Source organism: Posidoniimonas corsicana, from assembly GCF_007859765.1.
Taxonomy (GTDB): Bacteria; Planctomycetota; Planctomycetia; order Pirellulales; family Lacipirellulaceae; genus Posidoniimonas; species Posidoniimonas corsicana.
Map to the genome: position 1 here is coordinate 2,193,858 of NZ_SIHJ01000001.1, position 11,879 is coordinate 2,205,736.

Sequence of the window (11,879 nt, forward strand, 5' to 3'; positions counted from 1 at the left end):
GGTGGACGGCGCTAGCCGCCCCGCGGACAAGTGTAACGTCTGCGGCCCAATCGTATAACGCCAAGCGGCCCACGGCGTTCCCACTGGGGCGGCCGGCCGCCCCAGCCGCGAGGGGCTACGACTTGGCGGCCTTCTTCTTCGCCCGGGCCTCGCGCTGCTTCTCGGCCACCGGGGTCTTGCCGGGCAGGACCACCATCTCGCCGCCGGCCTTCTCGATCTTCTCGGCGGCCGACTTGCTGAACCGGTGGCCGGAGATCTTGAGCTTCTTGGTCAGCTCGCCGTCGCCCAGGACCTTGAGCAGGTCGAACCGGCCCTTGGCCAGGTTCTTCGCGGCGAGGGCCTCGAGGGTGACCTCTTCCCCGGCGTCGAACGCGGCGTCGATCTGGCCGACGTTGACCACCACGACCGTGTCGGCGAAGCGGTTGTTAAAGCCGCGCTTGGGCACCCGACGCACCATCGGCATCGAGCCGCCGGCGAAGGTGGGGTGCGACGAGTTGCCGGCCCGCGAGCCCTGGCCCTTGTGGCCACGGCCGGAGGTCTTGCCGTGCCCCGAGCCGGGGCCGCGGCCGATCCGCTTGCGCTTCTTGTTCTTTTGAATGCCGCGATGGACGTCGTCCAGAATCATGACAGGGTAACTCCACGGAGGCGTTCAATCTCGCTCTTGGGCCTGAGCTCCTGCAGAGCCGCCATGGTCGCCTTGACGAGCGGGATAGGATTGTTGGAGCCGAAGCTCTTGGTCAGGATGTTGTGGATGCCGGCCGCCTCGCAGACGGCGCGGACCGCGCTGCCGGCAATCACACCGGTGCCCTCGGAAGCCGGCACCAGGATCACCTCGGAGCCGCCGAACCGGCCCTTCACAACGTGCGGGATGGTCGACTCTTCCATCGGCACCGTCACCATGCTGCGCATGGCTTCTTTGCGGGCCTTCTCGACGCTGGGCGGGACCTCGTTGGCCTTGCCGTAGCCCCAGCCAACCTTGCCCTTGCCGTCGCCGACCACCACCATCGCGGCGAAGCTGAAGCGGCGGCCGCCCTTCACAACCGCGGCGCAACGCTTGATCTTCACGACGCTCTCGTTGAGCTCGCCGCGTTGCTTCTCACGGGGTTCTCTGGATTTGGTCTTGGCCATGTTGAACGGGAGGTTTCTGGGGTGTGCGGGGTTGGCTTAGAACTGCAGGCCGGCTTCGCGGGCGGCGCCGGCCAGCTCCGCGACGCGTCCGTGGAAGCGGAACGGGCCACGGTCGAAGCAGACGGTCGTCACGCCGGCGGCGGCGGCGCGCTCGGCGATCGCCTTGCCGACGATCGCGGCGGCGTCGCGGTTGCCGCCGTACTTAATCTGGCCGGCCAGCGACTTCTCGAGGGTCGACGCCGAGGCGATTGTCTTGCCGGCCTCGTCGTCGATGAGCTGGGCCGCGATGTTGCGGTGGCTCCGCGATACGCTCAGGCGGGGACGCTCGGCCGTACCGCTCAGACGCTTCCGCACGCGGAACGAGCGTCGCTTACGCTGCAGGCCTTTTGCTTTGCAATGGTCCATGGTCGTGTAGTCGTTGGTAGTTGGTGGTTAGCGGCCGGCGGGGTTGCTGATGAGCCGGACGCCAGCGGCGCGGCTCCGGCTGCTCCCTTGGGTTACTTGGCGGCCTTGCCCGCCTTGCGGCGAACCTGCTCGCCCTCGTAGCGGATGCCCTTTCCCTTGTAGGGCTCGGGCTTGCGGACGGCGCGGACCTCCGCGGCGAACTGGCCGACCTTCTGCTTGTCCGAACCCTTCACAACGATGTGCGTCTGGTCCGGGCAGCTGACGTCCAGCTCCTTGGGGATCTTCTTGTGGATCTCGTTGGCGAAGCCGACCCGCAGCTGCAGCGTGTCGCCCTGGATGGCGCCCAGGTAGCCGACGCCGTGGATCTCCAGCTTCTTCTCGTAGCCGTTGGTCACGCCGTCGATCATGTTCTGCAGGAGGGCGCGGGTCATCCCGTGGTAGGCGCGCTTCTCGCGCTCGTCGCCCTCGCGCGAGCAGACCACCTGCTTGGCGTCGTCGTCGATCGTCACGACGATCTCCGGGCGGTGCTCGTAGGTCAACTTGCCGAGCTTGCCCTCGACCGTGATCTCGCGGCCGTTGAGGCTCACCTTCACGCCGTCGGGGATGGCGACCGGCTTCTTTCCAATTCGGGACATTTGTTCTTGGCTGTTAGCTGTTAGCTGTTAGCTGTTGGCTTTCTGGTAGTCGGCCTGAGCTGCTGACGCCAACAGCCAACAGCCAACCGCCAACCGCCTTGTTACCACAGTTCGCAGAGGACTTCACCGCCCAGGTTGCGCTGGCGGGCCTCGCGGTCACTGATCACACCTCGGCTGGTGCTGATAATCGAGATCCCCAGCCCGTTGAGCACCGGACGCAGGCGGCGGGCCTGCGAGTAGACCCGGCGGCCGGGGGAGCTGACCCGCTTGATGTGACGGATCACGCGCTCGCCGTTGGGGCCGTACTTGAGGTCGATGTACAGCTGCTTGCCCGGCACGTCCTCTTGCTCTTCCTCGTGCCAGTCCCAGATGTAGCCTTCGCGCTTGAGGACCTCGGCGACTCCGCGTTTCACCTTGGAAACCGGCATCAGCACACTAGGCCGCTCCACACGCACCGCGTTGCGGATGCGGGTAAGCATGTCGGCGATGGGGTCAGTCATCATGAGGGGTTTACGATGTCGGGGTCAGGAGTGAGTGGTTTAGGTTGCGCCGCGGTGCGTGCACCGGGGCGTCGGGCCGGGGCTGGCCGGCCGTACTGAGCGGGCCGCGGCTACCAGCTCGCCTTGCGGACGCCGGGGATCTGCCCCTTGTCCGCCAGGTTGCGGAAGCAGATGCGGCAGATGCCGAACTTGCGGTACACGGCGCGGGGCCGGCCGCAGATCTTGCAGCGGTTCTCGCGGCGGCTGCTGTACTTCGGCGTCTTTTCCGCTTTGGCGATTTTGGATTTGCTTGCCACGGGTAGTCGTCAGGTTAGGGTCGTGGATGGGTCTGCAACGGGCGCCGCCGGCTTAGGCCGCGGCCTCTTCGTTGCGCTGGAACGGGAAGCCAAACATCTCGAGCAGCAGCCGTGAGTCGTCGTCCGAACCGCCACGGCAGCAGATTGCGATGTTCATGCCCTGCGGACGCAGGTACTTGTCCGGGTTGAGCTCGGGGAACACCAGCTGCTCGGTCAGCCCCAGGCTGTAGTTGCCGTTGCCGTCGAACGCGGACCGCTTGCAGCCGCGGAAGTCGCGGACACGCGGCAGGGCGATCGAGATCAGGCGGTCGAGGAACTCGTACATCCGCACGCCGCGGATGGTCACCTTGGCGCCGATCGGCATCCCCTCGCGGAGCTTGAACCCGGCCACCGACTTGCGGGCCCGGCAGATCACCGCCTTCTGACCGCTGATGTCGGTGAGGGCCGCCTGGGCTTCCTCGATGTGCTTCTTGTCCGCGATGGCGCTGCCGACGCCCATGCTTACAACGATCTTCTCCAGACGCGGCAGCGACAGCACGTTCTTGCGGCCGAGCTTCTCTACCAGCTGGGGCAGGATCTCGTTCTCGTAACGGTCTTTTAGGCGGGCGGACATGGTCGCGGGCGGATTGGGTAGTGGTGTACGGGTAAACGACGCTGCGGGCTACTTCTTGGCGTGGCTCGCCTTGGCGGGGGCGATCTCTCCGTGGCCGGCGCCGCACTTCTTGCAGAACCGCTCCTTGGCGCCGTCGTCCAGGTAGCGGGCCCCCAGGCGGGTCGGCTTCGAGCACGACTCGCAGAAGTACGCCAGGTTGGACAGCTGGATGGGCATCTCTTTGTGCAGGCGGCCGCCCTGCGGGTACTTCTGGCTGCGGCGCACGTGCTTGAGGACCATGTTGGCGCCCTCGACCAACGCCTTGCCCTTGGCTCGGTCGATGGAGGTCACGCGGCTGCGGACGCCCTTGTCCGCGCCGGTGATGATCTGGACGGTGTCCCCGGTTTTAATAAGCATGGCAGTGAGTGTTGGCTATCGGCTGTCGGCGGTCGGATTGGCGCCGGGCGGCTTAGATGACTTCGTTGGCGAGGCTGACGATCTTCATGAACTTGCGGTCACGCAGCTCGCGGGCCACCGCGCCGAAGATGCGGGTGCCGCGTGGGTTGTTGTCCTTGTCGATGATCACCACCGCGTTGGAGTCGAACCGGACGTAGCTGCCGTCCGGGCGGCGGGTCGGGCTCTTGACCCGCACGATCACGGCGCGGACCACCGACTTCTTCTTGAGGTCGCTGCCCGGGATCACGCTCTTCACGCTGCAGACGATGACGTCGCCGACGTTGGCGAAGCGTCGCCGGCTGCCGCCGAGCACCTTGATGCACATCACCTCTTTGGCGCCGGTGTTGTCGGCGACGTTCAGCCTGGACTGCATCTGGATCATGGCGGTGTCTAAACGCTTACGGGTGTCGCGGGTGGTTCGTTAAGGGGGCGCGGCTCGGCCGCGGCGTTACTCGGGGGACGACTCGGCGCCGGTGGCGGCCTCGTCGGAATCCTGCTGGGCCTTGCGGGCCGCACGCAGCGCCGCGAGGTCGACGATCTGGCTCTTCGCGACCACCTTCACCAGCTCCCAACGCTTGGTCTTGGAGCGGGGCGGGCACTCGACGATCTCGACCGTGTCCCCCTCGTGGGACTCGTTGTTCTCATCGTGCACGTGGCAGACCGTGCGGCGACGCAGGAACTTGCCGTACTTCGGGTGGCGGACCGAACGGCCGATCTCGACCCGACGGCTCTTGTCCATCTTGTCGCTGGTCACAACGCCGATGACTTGTTTCTTAGGCATGACAGCTGGTTACTCGGTGTGGCGCGGCGCCGGTTCGCGGCGGCCCCGCCGGGTTAGTCTGGTTCGCTACTTGCTCTCGGTCGCTTCTGCGCCGGCGGCCGCGGCCCGCTGCGCCTGCAGCGTCTTGACCCGGGCGATCAGGCGGCGGTTGCGGCGCAGCTCGCTGGGGGCGTCCAGCCGCTCGGTCTGCGATTGGATGCGCAGCCGGAACAGGTTGTCGGCCGCTTCTTTGGCGGTCAACTCGAGCTGCTCGTCGCTCATGTCTCTCAGTTCGGCTATTTTCATCGTCTCGCGTGCTTCGTCGTCGACCTGGGGTCGGGGGCCGGGGCCCGGCGACCGGGGTTTGGGTTGCTGGTCTTAGAGCGTCGGTTCGCGGGGAACCATCCGCACTCGGATCGGCATCTTGTGGGCCAGACGCGCGAAGCAGATCTTCGCGGCCTGCTCCGTGATGCCGGTCACCTCGTAGAGCATCGTGCCGGGCCGCACAACGGCCGCCCAGTAGTCGGGTTCACCCTTGCCCTTACCCATGCGGGTTTCGAGCGGGATGGAGGTAATCGACTTGTCCGGGAAGATGCGGATGTAGAGCTTGCCCTCGCCACGCACATACTGCTGCGCGGCGATACGGCCCGCCTCAATGGTTTGGGCGCTGATCCAGCCGCCCTCTACCGCCTGTAAACCGAACTCGCCAAAGACCACGCGGTTGCCGCGGGTCGCGTTACCTCTTATACGACCTCTTTGGCTTTTTCGATGCTTGACCCTCTTGGGCATCAGCGCCATCAGCTTGGTCCTCGTACTCGCCTTGGTTTACCCACACCTGGACGCCAATGTGCCCCTGTGCGGTCTTTGCTTCAACAAAACCGTAGTCAATCTTCGCTCGCAGGGTGCTCAGCGGGATGCTGCCTGCAATCTGCTTCTCGCGGCGGGCCATCTCGGCGCCGCCCAGCCGCCCCGCCAACTGGATCTTGATCCCCTTGGCGCCGGCCTCCATGGTCTGCTCGAGCGCCCGCTTGATCGCACGGCGGAACGGCGCCCGCTTGATCAGCTGCTCGGCGATGTCCTCGGCGACCAGGTGGGCCTGGATCTCCGGGCGTCCGATCTCCTCAATCTTGATGTTGATCCGGCGGCCGATCAGGTTCTGCAGCTCGTCCTGCAGCTGCTCGACCTGCTGGCCCTTGCGGCCGATGATCACGCCCGGCCGGGCCGCGTGCAGCACGACCTTCACCTCGTCGCGGGTCCGCTCGATCTCCACCTTGGGGATGCCGGCGAACTTGTACTTCTTGGTGACGTAGTCGCGGAGCTTCTTGTCTTCCAGAAGCAGGTCCGCAAACTCCTTCTTCGGAGCGTACCAGCGGCTCTTCCAGTCGAGCATGATGCCGGTGCGGAATCCGACGGGGTTGACTTTCTGTCCCATAAGGTTGGGTCGGGGGTCTGGGTGCGGGGTTCAGGAACCCGGTTGGTTAACGCCTATTCAACCGCGACGGTGATGTGGCTGAATCGCTTCTTGATCACGTGGGCCATGCCGCGCGCCCGGGGACGCATTCGCTTGAACATGGGGCCGCCGTCGACGCGGGCGTCGATGACCGTCAGGCCGGCCAGGTTGGGCGCCCGCTGGTCCTCGGCGTTGCCCAGGGCGCTCTGCAGCACCTTCTCTAGGAGCCGGGCGCCGCGGTGCGGCTGGAAGCGGAGGATCGACAGGGCCTCGTCCGCCCGCTTCCCGCGGATCAGGTCCGCCAGGGGACGCACCTTGGTGGCGCTGATTCGTGCGTGTTTGTGGGTTGCTCGGTAAGCCATGGTATTGCTGTTGGCTGTTGGCGGTTGGCCGGGGGCTACTTCTTGCCCTTGCCGCTGTGGCCGCGGAAGGTCCGGGTGGGGGAAAACTCGCCCAGCTTGTGGCCGACCATGTCTTCGGTGACCTGCACCTTCACGTGGACCTTGCCGTTGTGGACCATGAACGTGTGGCCGACAAACTCGGGCACGATGGTGCAGGCGCGGGCCCAGGTGGTGATCGGGTTCTTGGCGCCGGCGTCGTTCTGCTTCTCTACCTTCATGTAGAGCTTCGGATCGACGTAGGGCCCCTTTTTGGTGGAACGACTCATGCTTGGCTTTCAGCTCGTGGCCGCGGCGGCCGGTGGTCGGCCGTGCGGGCGCCGGGACAGCGGTTACTTGGTTACCAGTTTCTGCACGCCGTAACGCTTCGACTTGCGGCGGCGGACGATCGCCTTGTTCGACGGCTTGCGGCGCTGGCGGGTCATGCCGCCCTTGGCGCTCTTGCCGGTCGGGCTCACCGGGTGACGCCCGCCCTTGGTGCGGCCCTCGCCGCCGCCGTGCGGGTGGTCGATCGGGTTCATCGCGGTGCCGCGGACGTGCGGGCGGCGGCCGAGCCAACGCTTGCGGCCGGCCTTGCCCAGCACCACGGCGCTGTGGTCGGGGTTGCTGGTGGTGCCGATCGTGGCGCGGCAGGTGGACGGGATACGCCGGATCTCACCGCTCGGAAGCGAGATCTGGGCCCAGCCGGCCTCGCGGGCCATCAGCGTGGCGCTGGTGCCCGCCGAGCGGCACATCACGCCGCCGCGGCCGGCCTGCAGCTCGACGTTGTGCACGACGGTGGCCAGCGGGATCTTCGACAGCGGCAGGCAGTTGCCCACGTTCGGCGGGGCGTCGGGTCCGCTCATCACCTGGTCGCCGGCCTTCAGGCCGAGCGGGGCGATGATGTACCGGCGCTCGCCGTCGGCGTAGACCAGCAGCGCGATCCGCGCCGAGCGGTTGGGGTCGTACTGGATGGAGTCGACCGTGGCCAGCACGTTGTCCTTGTTGCGGCGGAAATCGATCAGCCGGTACCGACGCTTGTGGCCGCCGCCGCGGTGGCGGCAGGTGATCTTGCCCTGGTTGTTGCGTCCGCCGGTCTTGGTGAGGGGACGCAGCAGCGACTTCTCGGGCTTGTAGCCCTTGGTGAGCTCGGAGAAGTCACTCACCGACGCGTTGCGGCGCCCGGCGGAGGTCGGCTTGTATTTTCGGATGCCCATGATGGCGAAGGCCTTCGGCTTTAGGCTGTCAGCTATCGGCTGTCAGGTGTGGTGTGTGGTCGATCGTGCGGGGTCGGCCTAGAAGAAGTCGATGCGGTGCTCTTCGTTGAGCGTGACAATAGCCTTCTTCCAGTCGCTCGTGCGGCCGTAGCGGAACTTGGTGCGACGCAGCTTGCCCTTGCGGTTCTGGGTCGCGACCTTTTCGACCTTCACGTCGAACAGCGACTCGACCGCCCGACGGATGTCCTCCTTGGTCGCTAGCCGGCTCACCTCGAACGAGTAGGCGTTGTTGCGGCTGGAGCGGTGCACGCCCTTCTCGGTGACCAGCGGACGCAGGATGACCTGGTGCGGCTCGAGCGTGAGCGACGTCTTCTGTGGGATGTGCCGTGGCATGGTTTATTCCTCTCCGTCGGACGTGCTCGCGGACGAACCATTCCCGCCGGCCTTGGCCTTGAGGGCCTCGATGGCCGCCTTGGTGATCAGCACCCGGCGGGACGAGAGTAGGTTCAGGGCGTTGAGGTCGCTGGCGCGGGAGACGCTCACCTTGGCGATGTTCCGGGCGCTCTTGTAGACGTTGACGTCGTGCTCGGCGGTGGTGACCAGCAGCGAGCTGCCGTCGCAGCCCAGGTTCTTGATGACCTGGGCCATGTCCTTGGTCTTGGGGGCGTCGAACTTCAGGTCGTCGATCACCACCAGCTCGTCGTCCTGCACCTTCGAAGCGAAGGCCATGCGCGTGGCGAGCTGCAGCGCCTTGCGGGGCAGCCGGTACGAGTAGTCGCGGGGCTTGATCGCGAAGATGTGCCCGCCGCCACGACGCACGCCGCTGCGGCGGCTGCCGGCGCGGGCGTTGCCCGTGCCCTTCTGGCGGTACATCTTCTTGGTCGTGCCGGCGACCTCGCCGCGGGACTTGGTCTTGTGCGAGCCCTGCCGCTGGTTGGCCTGGTACATCACCACGGCGTCGTGCAGCAGCTGCTTGTTGATGCTGGACGCAAAGTCTTCGGCCTCGACGTTCAAGGTGCCGACCTTGTTGCCCTTGCGATCGTGGACAGTGAGTTTTGGCATTGCTGGCTACCGGCGGACGGCTGGCAGCAGGGCTAGGCCCCGCGGCTCGGCCGAAGGCCCTCTAGAGTGTGTTGGTCTTGCGGATCGCGACGTACGCGCCATTCGGGCCGGGGACGGCGCCACGGATGACAATCAGGTTGTTCTCGGCGTCGACGCTCACCACCTTCTGGTTGCGGATGGTGCAGCGGGCGTTGCCGTACTGACCCGGCATCCGCACGCCCTTGAACAAGCGGCTCGGGTAGGCGCTGCAGCCGGTGCCGCCGAGGTGGCGGTGGCACTTCTTAACGCCGTGCGTGGCGCGCTGGCCGGAGAAGTTGTGGCGCTTCATGGCGCCGGAGAAGCCGCGGCCCTTGCTGGTGGACGTGACGTCCACGCGGTCGATCTCGGCGAACTTCTCGACGGTGACCTCGCCGCCGACTTCCAGACCGTCGGGGCTGCCGCGGAACTCGCGGACCCACCGCTTCGGCTCGCAGCCGGCCTTGGCGACCGCTTCGACGCCCGCGGCCGACCGCTTCTTGGAACGCTTGCTGTCTAGCTTCGCGACGTGACCTCGCTCGCTGCGGCGGGCGAGACGACGGGGCTTATCGAGGTAGCCCAGCTGCACGGCTTCGTAGCCGTCCCGCTCGGGCGTGCGGACCTGCAGCACGCTGCAGGGGCCGGCCTGGAGCACGGTGACCGGCACAGCCGACCCCGCCTCGTCGAATACCTGGGTCATCCCGACCTTGCGGCCCAGGATCCCAATTGCTTTTTCCGTACCGGCCATGCCGCCACGCCTTCCGTCGTCTTGTGGTTGTAGGTCACGTTGCCGGCAAGAGACACGCGGCTTGGGAATCCAGCTAGGCTGGGGGCCCAAGCCCCGGCTTACTTGCCTGGCGTCCAGTCATGCTTTCGCTTGAATGGCTGCTTGACGCAGTGCCCAGGGGTGATTTTGTCGGTTGGCGGTCAGCCGCCTTGGCGCCAGGCCCGACGATGCTGGCGTCGCCACGGTAGGCCAATCGCTAGGGGCGAGGCCACACGTGAGCGATTATTATCGCGTCTAGGAGGTGGTCGCCTTGATCTTGATATCGACGCCAGCCGGGAGGCTCAGCTTGTTGAGAGCCTCGATCGTCTTGGCGGTCGCCTGCACGATGTCGATCAGACGCTTGTGCGTACGGATCTCGAACTGTTGGCGTGACTTCTTGTCCACGTGCGGTCCGCGGAGGACCGTGTAACGCTCGATCCGCGTCGGCAGCGGGATAGGCCCATGAACAACGGAGTTCGTCCGCTTGGCCGTATCCACGATCTCGGCGGCGCTCTGGTCGAGAGCCGCGTGATCATAGGCTTCCATTCGGATCCGGATTACTTCTTGACTCGATGCCACCGGGTCGTACCTATCGGGTTCAGCTGCCGAGGGGCCTGCCTTGAAGGAAAACAGGCCGCAACGGGTGCAAGAGCGTCAATTCTCAAACAGCACCAGTGTCCCCAGCGTGTCGCGGGGAATCGGTGAGTTTATGGTGGTCCCAGCAGGCTGTCAATAACGCCCCAGGGCTTTTTCATTCCTCCTGCGGCCCGCCCACCGGTTGTGCCGCGCTGGCAGAGGTTGCGGGCGAAATTGCTGGCATTGGAGTTCCCGGTCGGGGATAACCGTTGGGGATAAGCTGTCGGTCGGCGGCTTCGGGCGGTTGTTTTCATGGGAGGGGGCACAGTTTGAGCGGTACAACAATGCTGACGCGGTCCGGGCGGGTCTTAGCGATGTCGGTTGCGTGGCTGGGTTCCGCTGTGGGGCTCGCTTCGGAGGCCCAGTGGCCGCAGTTCCGCGGCCCCGATGGCCAGGGGAACGTGGCCGGGACGCGGGCCCCCTACTCCTGGGGTGAGGACGACGGGGTCCGGTGGAAGACCGCACTACGCGGCGAGGGCTGGTCCTCTCCGGTGGTGCTGGGCGATCAGATCTGGGTCACGGCGGCGGAGAAGGAGGGCCCGGAGGCGCCGGGCGAGCAGGGGACCGTCAGCGTCGACAAGGTTAAGCTGTGGGCCATCTGTATCTCGCGGCAGAGCGGCGAGGTGACCCGCGAGATCCCCCTGTTCGAGATCGACGATCCCGAACGGATCCACTCCCAGAACAGCTACGCCTCGCCGACGCCCTGCGTTGCCGGCGAGTTGGTGATCTGCCACTTCGGCCGGAACGGGACGGTGTGCATCGACTCCGCCAGCGGCGAGGTTGTGTGGAGCAAGGCGTTTGTCATCGACCACTACGTCGGTGCCGGGAGTTCGCCGATCGTCTGCGGTGGTCAGCTCATCTTAGTGTGCGACGGCGCCGATCGGCAGTTCGTCGTGGCCCTCAACCCGCAGACCGGCGACGAAGTTTGGCGCCAGGACCGGCCGCCAATCCGCGCGTCGAACCCGGACATGCGGAAGTCGTTCTGCACGCCCTTGGCGCTGGTGCACCAGGGTCAGGCGTTGGTGGTGGCCCCCGGCGCCCAGTGGGGCGTGGCCTACCGCCCGGAGGACGGCAGTGAGGTCTGGCGATACGACCACGGCTCTGGCTTCTCGCTGGTTCCCTGCCCGGTGAGCGACGGCGAGTCGGTCTTCTACTGCACCGGGTTCGCAGGCGATGCGGTGCTAGCATTGCCACTGTCGGGAGAAGGTGAGCTGGAAGAGTCGGCGGCTCGGTGGCGCCACAAGCGGCAGGCGCCGCATCAGCCGTCGCCCGTGCTGCACGCCGGCCGGCTTCTGATGGTCAGCGACACCGGCATCGCCCAGTGCCTGGAAGTGGAAAGCGGGGAGGTGCTGTGGAAGAAGCGTCTCGGCGGCAACTACGCCGCGTCGCTCCTGCGTGTCAACGACCGCTACTACCTCTTCAGCAAAGAGGGCGTGGCCACCTGCCTGAACGCCGATGGAGAGGTTCTGTTGGAGAACCGTTTGGACGGCCGGTTCCACGCCACGCCGGCCATCGTCGACGACGAGTGGATCATCCGCACCAACACGCACCTCTACGCCATCGGCGCCTACGAGCGGATCTAGC

Annotated in this window: 21 protein-coding genes; 1 reads left to right on the top strand and 20 read right to left on the bottom strand. The window is 66.2% G+C overall.

The annotated features are described in order from the left end of the window. Positions 1-115: 115 nt before the first annotated feature. The 20 genes from rplO to rpsJ all read right to left on the bottom strand — a co-directional run bounded on the left by rplO (position 116) and on the right by rpsJ (position 10,238). Positions 116-625 carry a 50S ribosomal protein L15 gene (gene rplO, locus KOR34_RS08385; RefSeq protein WP_146563939.1) on the bottom strand — a complete coding sequence of 170 codons (510 nt, stop codon included), beginning with the start codon at positions 623-625 and terminating at the stop codon, positions 116-118. Then, on the bottom strand, positions 622-1,128 hold the full coding sequence (gene rpsE / locus KOR34_RS08390; RefSeq protein ID WP_146563941.1) for a 30S ribosomal protein S5: 507 nt from the start codon (positions 1,126-1,128) through the stop codon (positions 622-624). The genes rplO and rpsE overlap by 4 nt, the downstream gene beginning before the upstream one ends. Before the next feature lie 36 nt (positions 1,129-1,164). Further along, complete coding sequence (gene rplR, locus KOR34_RS08395) at positions 1,165-1,533, bottom strand: 50S ribosomal protein L18 (RefSeq protein WP_146563943.1); 369 nt, start codon at positions 1,531-1,533, stop codon at positions 1,165-1,167. Between the two features lie 92 nt (positions 1,534-1,625). Further along, positions 1,626-2,168 carry a 50S ribosomal protein L6 gene (rplF, locus tag KOR34_RS08400; RefSeq protein WP_146563945.1) on the bottom strand — a complete coding sequence of 181 codons (543 nt, stop codon included), beginning with the start codon at positions 2,166-2,168 and terminating at the stop codon, positions 1,626-1,628. 101 nt (positions 2,169-2,269) lie between these two features. Further along, positions 2,270-2,671, bottom strand: a complete 402-nt coding sequence (gene rpsH, locus KOR34_RS08405; protein WP_146563947.1) for a 30S ribosomal protein S8 — start codon at positions 2,669-2,671, stop codon at positions 2,270-2,272. Between the two features lie 107 nt (positions 2,672-2,778). Continuing rightward, the gene (locus tag KOR34_RS08410; protein WP_146563949.1) at positions 2,779-2,964 is read right to left on the bottom strand and encodes a type Z 30S ribosomal protein S14; all 186 of its coding nucleotides are present in this window, start codon (positions 2,962-2,964) and stop codon (positions 2,779-2,781) included. A 52-nt stretch (positions 2,965-3,016) separates the two neighbouring features. Continuing rightward, positions 3,017-3,577, bottom strand: coding sequence for a 50S ribosomal protein L5 (gene rplE / locus KOR34_RS08415; protein ID WP_146563951.1), 561 nt, complete (start codon positions 3,575-3,577; stop codon positions 3,017-3,019). Between the two features lie 48 nt (positions 3,578-3,625). After that, a complete protein-coding gene (gene rplX / locus KOR34_RS08420; RefSeq protein ID WP_146563953.1) occupies positions 3,626-3,973 on the bottom strand; it encodes a 50S ribosomal protein L24 in 348 nt (115 codons plus the stop codon). A gap of 52 nt (positions 3,974-4,025) precedes the next feature. Further along, a complete protein-coding gene (rplN, locus tag KOR34_RS08425) occupies positions 4,026-4,394 on the bottom strand; it encodes a 50S ribosomal protein L14 (RefSeq protein WP_146563955.1) in 369 nt (122 codons plus the stop codon). A 66-nt stretch (positions 4,395-4,460) separates the two neighbouring features. Further along, a complete protein-coding gene (rpsQ, locus tag KOR34_RS08430) occupies positions 4,461-4,793 on the bottom strand; it encodes a 30S ribosomal protein S17 (RefSeq protein ID WP_146563957.1) in 333 nt (110 codons plus the stop codon). Positions 4,794-4,859: 66 nt separating this feature from the next. Then, positions 4,860-5,078, bottom strand: coding sequence for a 50S ribosomal protein L29 (gene rpmC, locus KOR34_RS08435; protein ID WP_146563959.1), 219 nt, complete (start codon positions 5,076-5,078; stop codon positions 4,860-4,862). A gap of 72 nt (positions 5,079-5,150) precedes the next feature. Continuing rightward, entirely contained in the window at positions 5,151-5,570 is a 420-nt protein-coding gene (rplP, locus tag KOR34_RS08440; RefSeq protein ID WP_146563961.1) for a 50S ribosomal protein L16, read from the bottom strand. Next, entirely contained in the window at positions 5,509-6,204 is a 696-nt protein-coding gene (rpsC, locus tag KOR34_RS08445) for a 30S ribosomal protein S3 (RefSeq protein WP_146563963.1), read from the bottom strand. Before rpsC ends, rplP begins: the two co-directional genes overlap by 62 nt. 53 nt (positions 6,205-6,257) lie before the next feature. Continuing rightward, positions 6,258-6,584, bottom strand: a complete 327-nt coding sequence (rplV, locus tag KOR34_RS08450) for a 50S ribosomal protein L22 (protein WP_146563965.1) — start codon at positions 6,582-6,584, stop codon at positions 6,258-6,260. Between the two features lie 35 nt (positions 6,585-6,619). Next, on the bottom strand, positions 6,620-6,889 hold the full coding sequence (gene rpsS / locus KOR34_RS08455) for a 30S ribosomal protein S19 (protein WP_146563967.1): 270 nt from the start codon (positions 6,887-6,889) through the stop codon (positions 6,620-6,622). Between the two features lie 63 nt (positions 6,890-6,952). Then, on the bottom strand, positions 6,953-7,816 hold the full coding sequence (gene rplB / locus KOR34_RS08460) for a 50S ribosomal protein L2 (RefSeq protein ID WP_146563969.1): 864 nt from the start codon (positions 7,814-7,816) through the stop codon (positions 6,953-6,955). Positions 7,817-7,894: 78 nt separating this feature from the next. Then, positions 7,895-8,209 carry a 50S ribosomal protein L23 gene (gene rplW / locus KOR34_RS08465; RefSeq protein ID WP_146563971.1) on the bottom strand — a complete coding sequence of 105 codons (315 nt, stop codon included), beginning with the start codon at positions 8,207-8,209 and terminating at the stop codon, positions 7,895-7,897. 3 nt (positions 8,210-8,212) lie between these two features. Next, positions 8,213-8,878, bottom strand: coding sequence for a 50S ribosomal protein L4 (gene rplD, locus KOR34_RS08470; RefSeq protein WP_146563973.1), 666 nt, complete (start codon positions 8,876-8,878; stop codon positions 8,213-8,215). 61 nt (positions 8,879-8,939) lie between these two features. Beyond that, positions 8,940-9,593 carry a 50S ribosomal protein L3 gene (rplC, locus tag KOR34_RS08475; protein ID WP_228714653.1) on the bottom strand — a complete coding sequence of 218 codons (654 nt, stop codon included), beginning with the start codon at positions 9,591-9,593 and terminating at the stop codon, positions 8,940-8,942. Between the two features lie 321 nt (positions 9,594-9,914). After that, the gene (gene rpsJ / locus KOR34_RS08480; RefSeq protein ID WP_146563977.1) at positions 9,915-10,238 is read right to left on the bottom strand and encodes a 30S ribosomal protein S10; all 324 of its coding nucleotides are present in this window, start codon (positions 10,236-10,238) and stop codon (positions 9,915-9,917) included. A gap of 398 nt (positions 10,239-10,636) precedes the next feature. Between rpsJ and KOR34_RS08485 the strand changes: the two genes are divergently transcribed. Continuing rightward, on the top strand, positions 10,637-11,878 hold the full coding sequence (locus KOR34_RS08485; protein WP_228714546.1) for an outer membrane protein assembly factor BamB family protein: 1,242 nt from the start codon (positions 10,637-10,639) through the stop codon (positions 11,876-11,878). Position 11,879 lies beyond the last annotated feature (1 nt).

What these genes read in the sequence shown, in the direction of transcription:
- rpsS (WP_146563967.1), bottom strand. Translation starts at nt 6,889, where the DNA reads ATGAGTCGTTCCACCAAAAAGGGGCCCTACGTCGATCCGAAGCTCTAC.
- rplR (WP_146563943.1), bottom strand. Translation starts at nt 1,533, where the DNA reads ATGGACCATTGCAAAGCAAAAGGCCTGCAGCGTAAGCGACGCTCGTTC.
- rplN (WP_146563955.1), bottom strand. Translation starts at nt 4,394, where the DNA reads ATGATCCAGATGCAGTCCAGGCTGAACGTCGCCGACAACACCGGCGCC.
- rpsE (WP_146563941.1), bottom strand. Translation starts at nt 1,128, where the DNA reads ATGGCCAAGACCAAATCCAGAGAACCCCGTGAGAAGCAACGCGGCGAG.
- rpsH (WP_146563947.1), bottom strand. Translation starts at nt 2,671, where the DNA reads ATGATGACTGACCCCATCGCCGACATGCTTACCCGCATCCGCAACGCG.
- rplF (WP_146563945.1), bottom strand. Translation starts at nt 2,168, where the DNA reads ATGTCCCGAATTGGAAAGAAGCCGGTCGCCATCCCCGACGGCGTGAAG.
- rpsC (WP_146563963.1), bottom strand. Translation starts at nt 6,204, where the DNA reads ATGGGACAGAAAGTCAACCCCGTCGGATTCCGCACCGGCATCATGCTC.
- rpmC (WP_146563959.1), bottom strand. Translation starts at nt 5,078, where the DNA reads ATGAAAATAGCCGAACTGAGAGACATGAGCGACGAGCAGCTCGAGTTG.
- rplX (WP_146563953.1), bottom strand. Translation starts at nt 3,973, where the DNA reads ATGCTTATTAAAACCGGGGACACCGTCCAGATCATCACCGGCGCGGAC.
- rplV (WP_146563965.1), bottom strand. Translation starts at nt 6,584, where the DNA reads ATGGCTTACCGAGCAACCCACAAACACGCACGAATCAGCGCCACCAAG.
- rplP (WP_146563961.1), bottom strand. Translation starts at nt 5,570, where the DNA reads ATGGCGCTGATGCCCAAGAGGGTCAAGCATCGAAAAAGCCAAAGAGGT.
- rplE (WP_146563951.1), bottom strand. Translation starts at nt 3,577, where the DNA reads ATGTCCGCCCGCCTAAAAGACCGTTACGAGAACGAGATCCTGCCCCAG.
- rplO (WP_146563939.1), bottom strand. Translation starts at nt 625, where the DNA reads ATGATTCTGGACGACGTCCATCGCGGCATTCAAAAGAACAAGAAGCGC.
- rplB (WP_146563969.1), bottom strand. Translation starts at nt 7,816, where the DNA reads ATGGGCATCCGAAAATACAAGCCGACCTCCGCCGGGCGCCGCAACGCG.
- rplD (WP_146563973.1), bottom strand. Translation starts at nt 8,878, where the DNA reads ATGCCAAAACTCACTGTCCACGATCGCAAGGGCAACAAGGTCGGCACC.
- rplC (WP_228714653.1), bottom strand. Translation starts at nt 9,593, where the DNA reads ATGACCCAGGTATTCGACGAGGCGGGGTCGGCTGTGCCGGTCACCGTG.
- rpsQ (WP_146563957.1), bottom strand. Translation starts at nt 4,793, where the DNA reads ATGCCTAAGAAACAAGTCATCGGCGTTGTGACCAGCGACAAGATGGAC.
- rplW (WP_146563971.1), bottom strand. Translation starts at nt 8,209, where the DNA reads ATGCCACGGCACATCCCACAGAAGACGTCGCTCACGCTCGAGCCGCAC.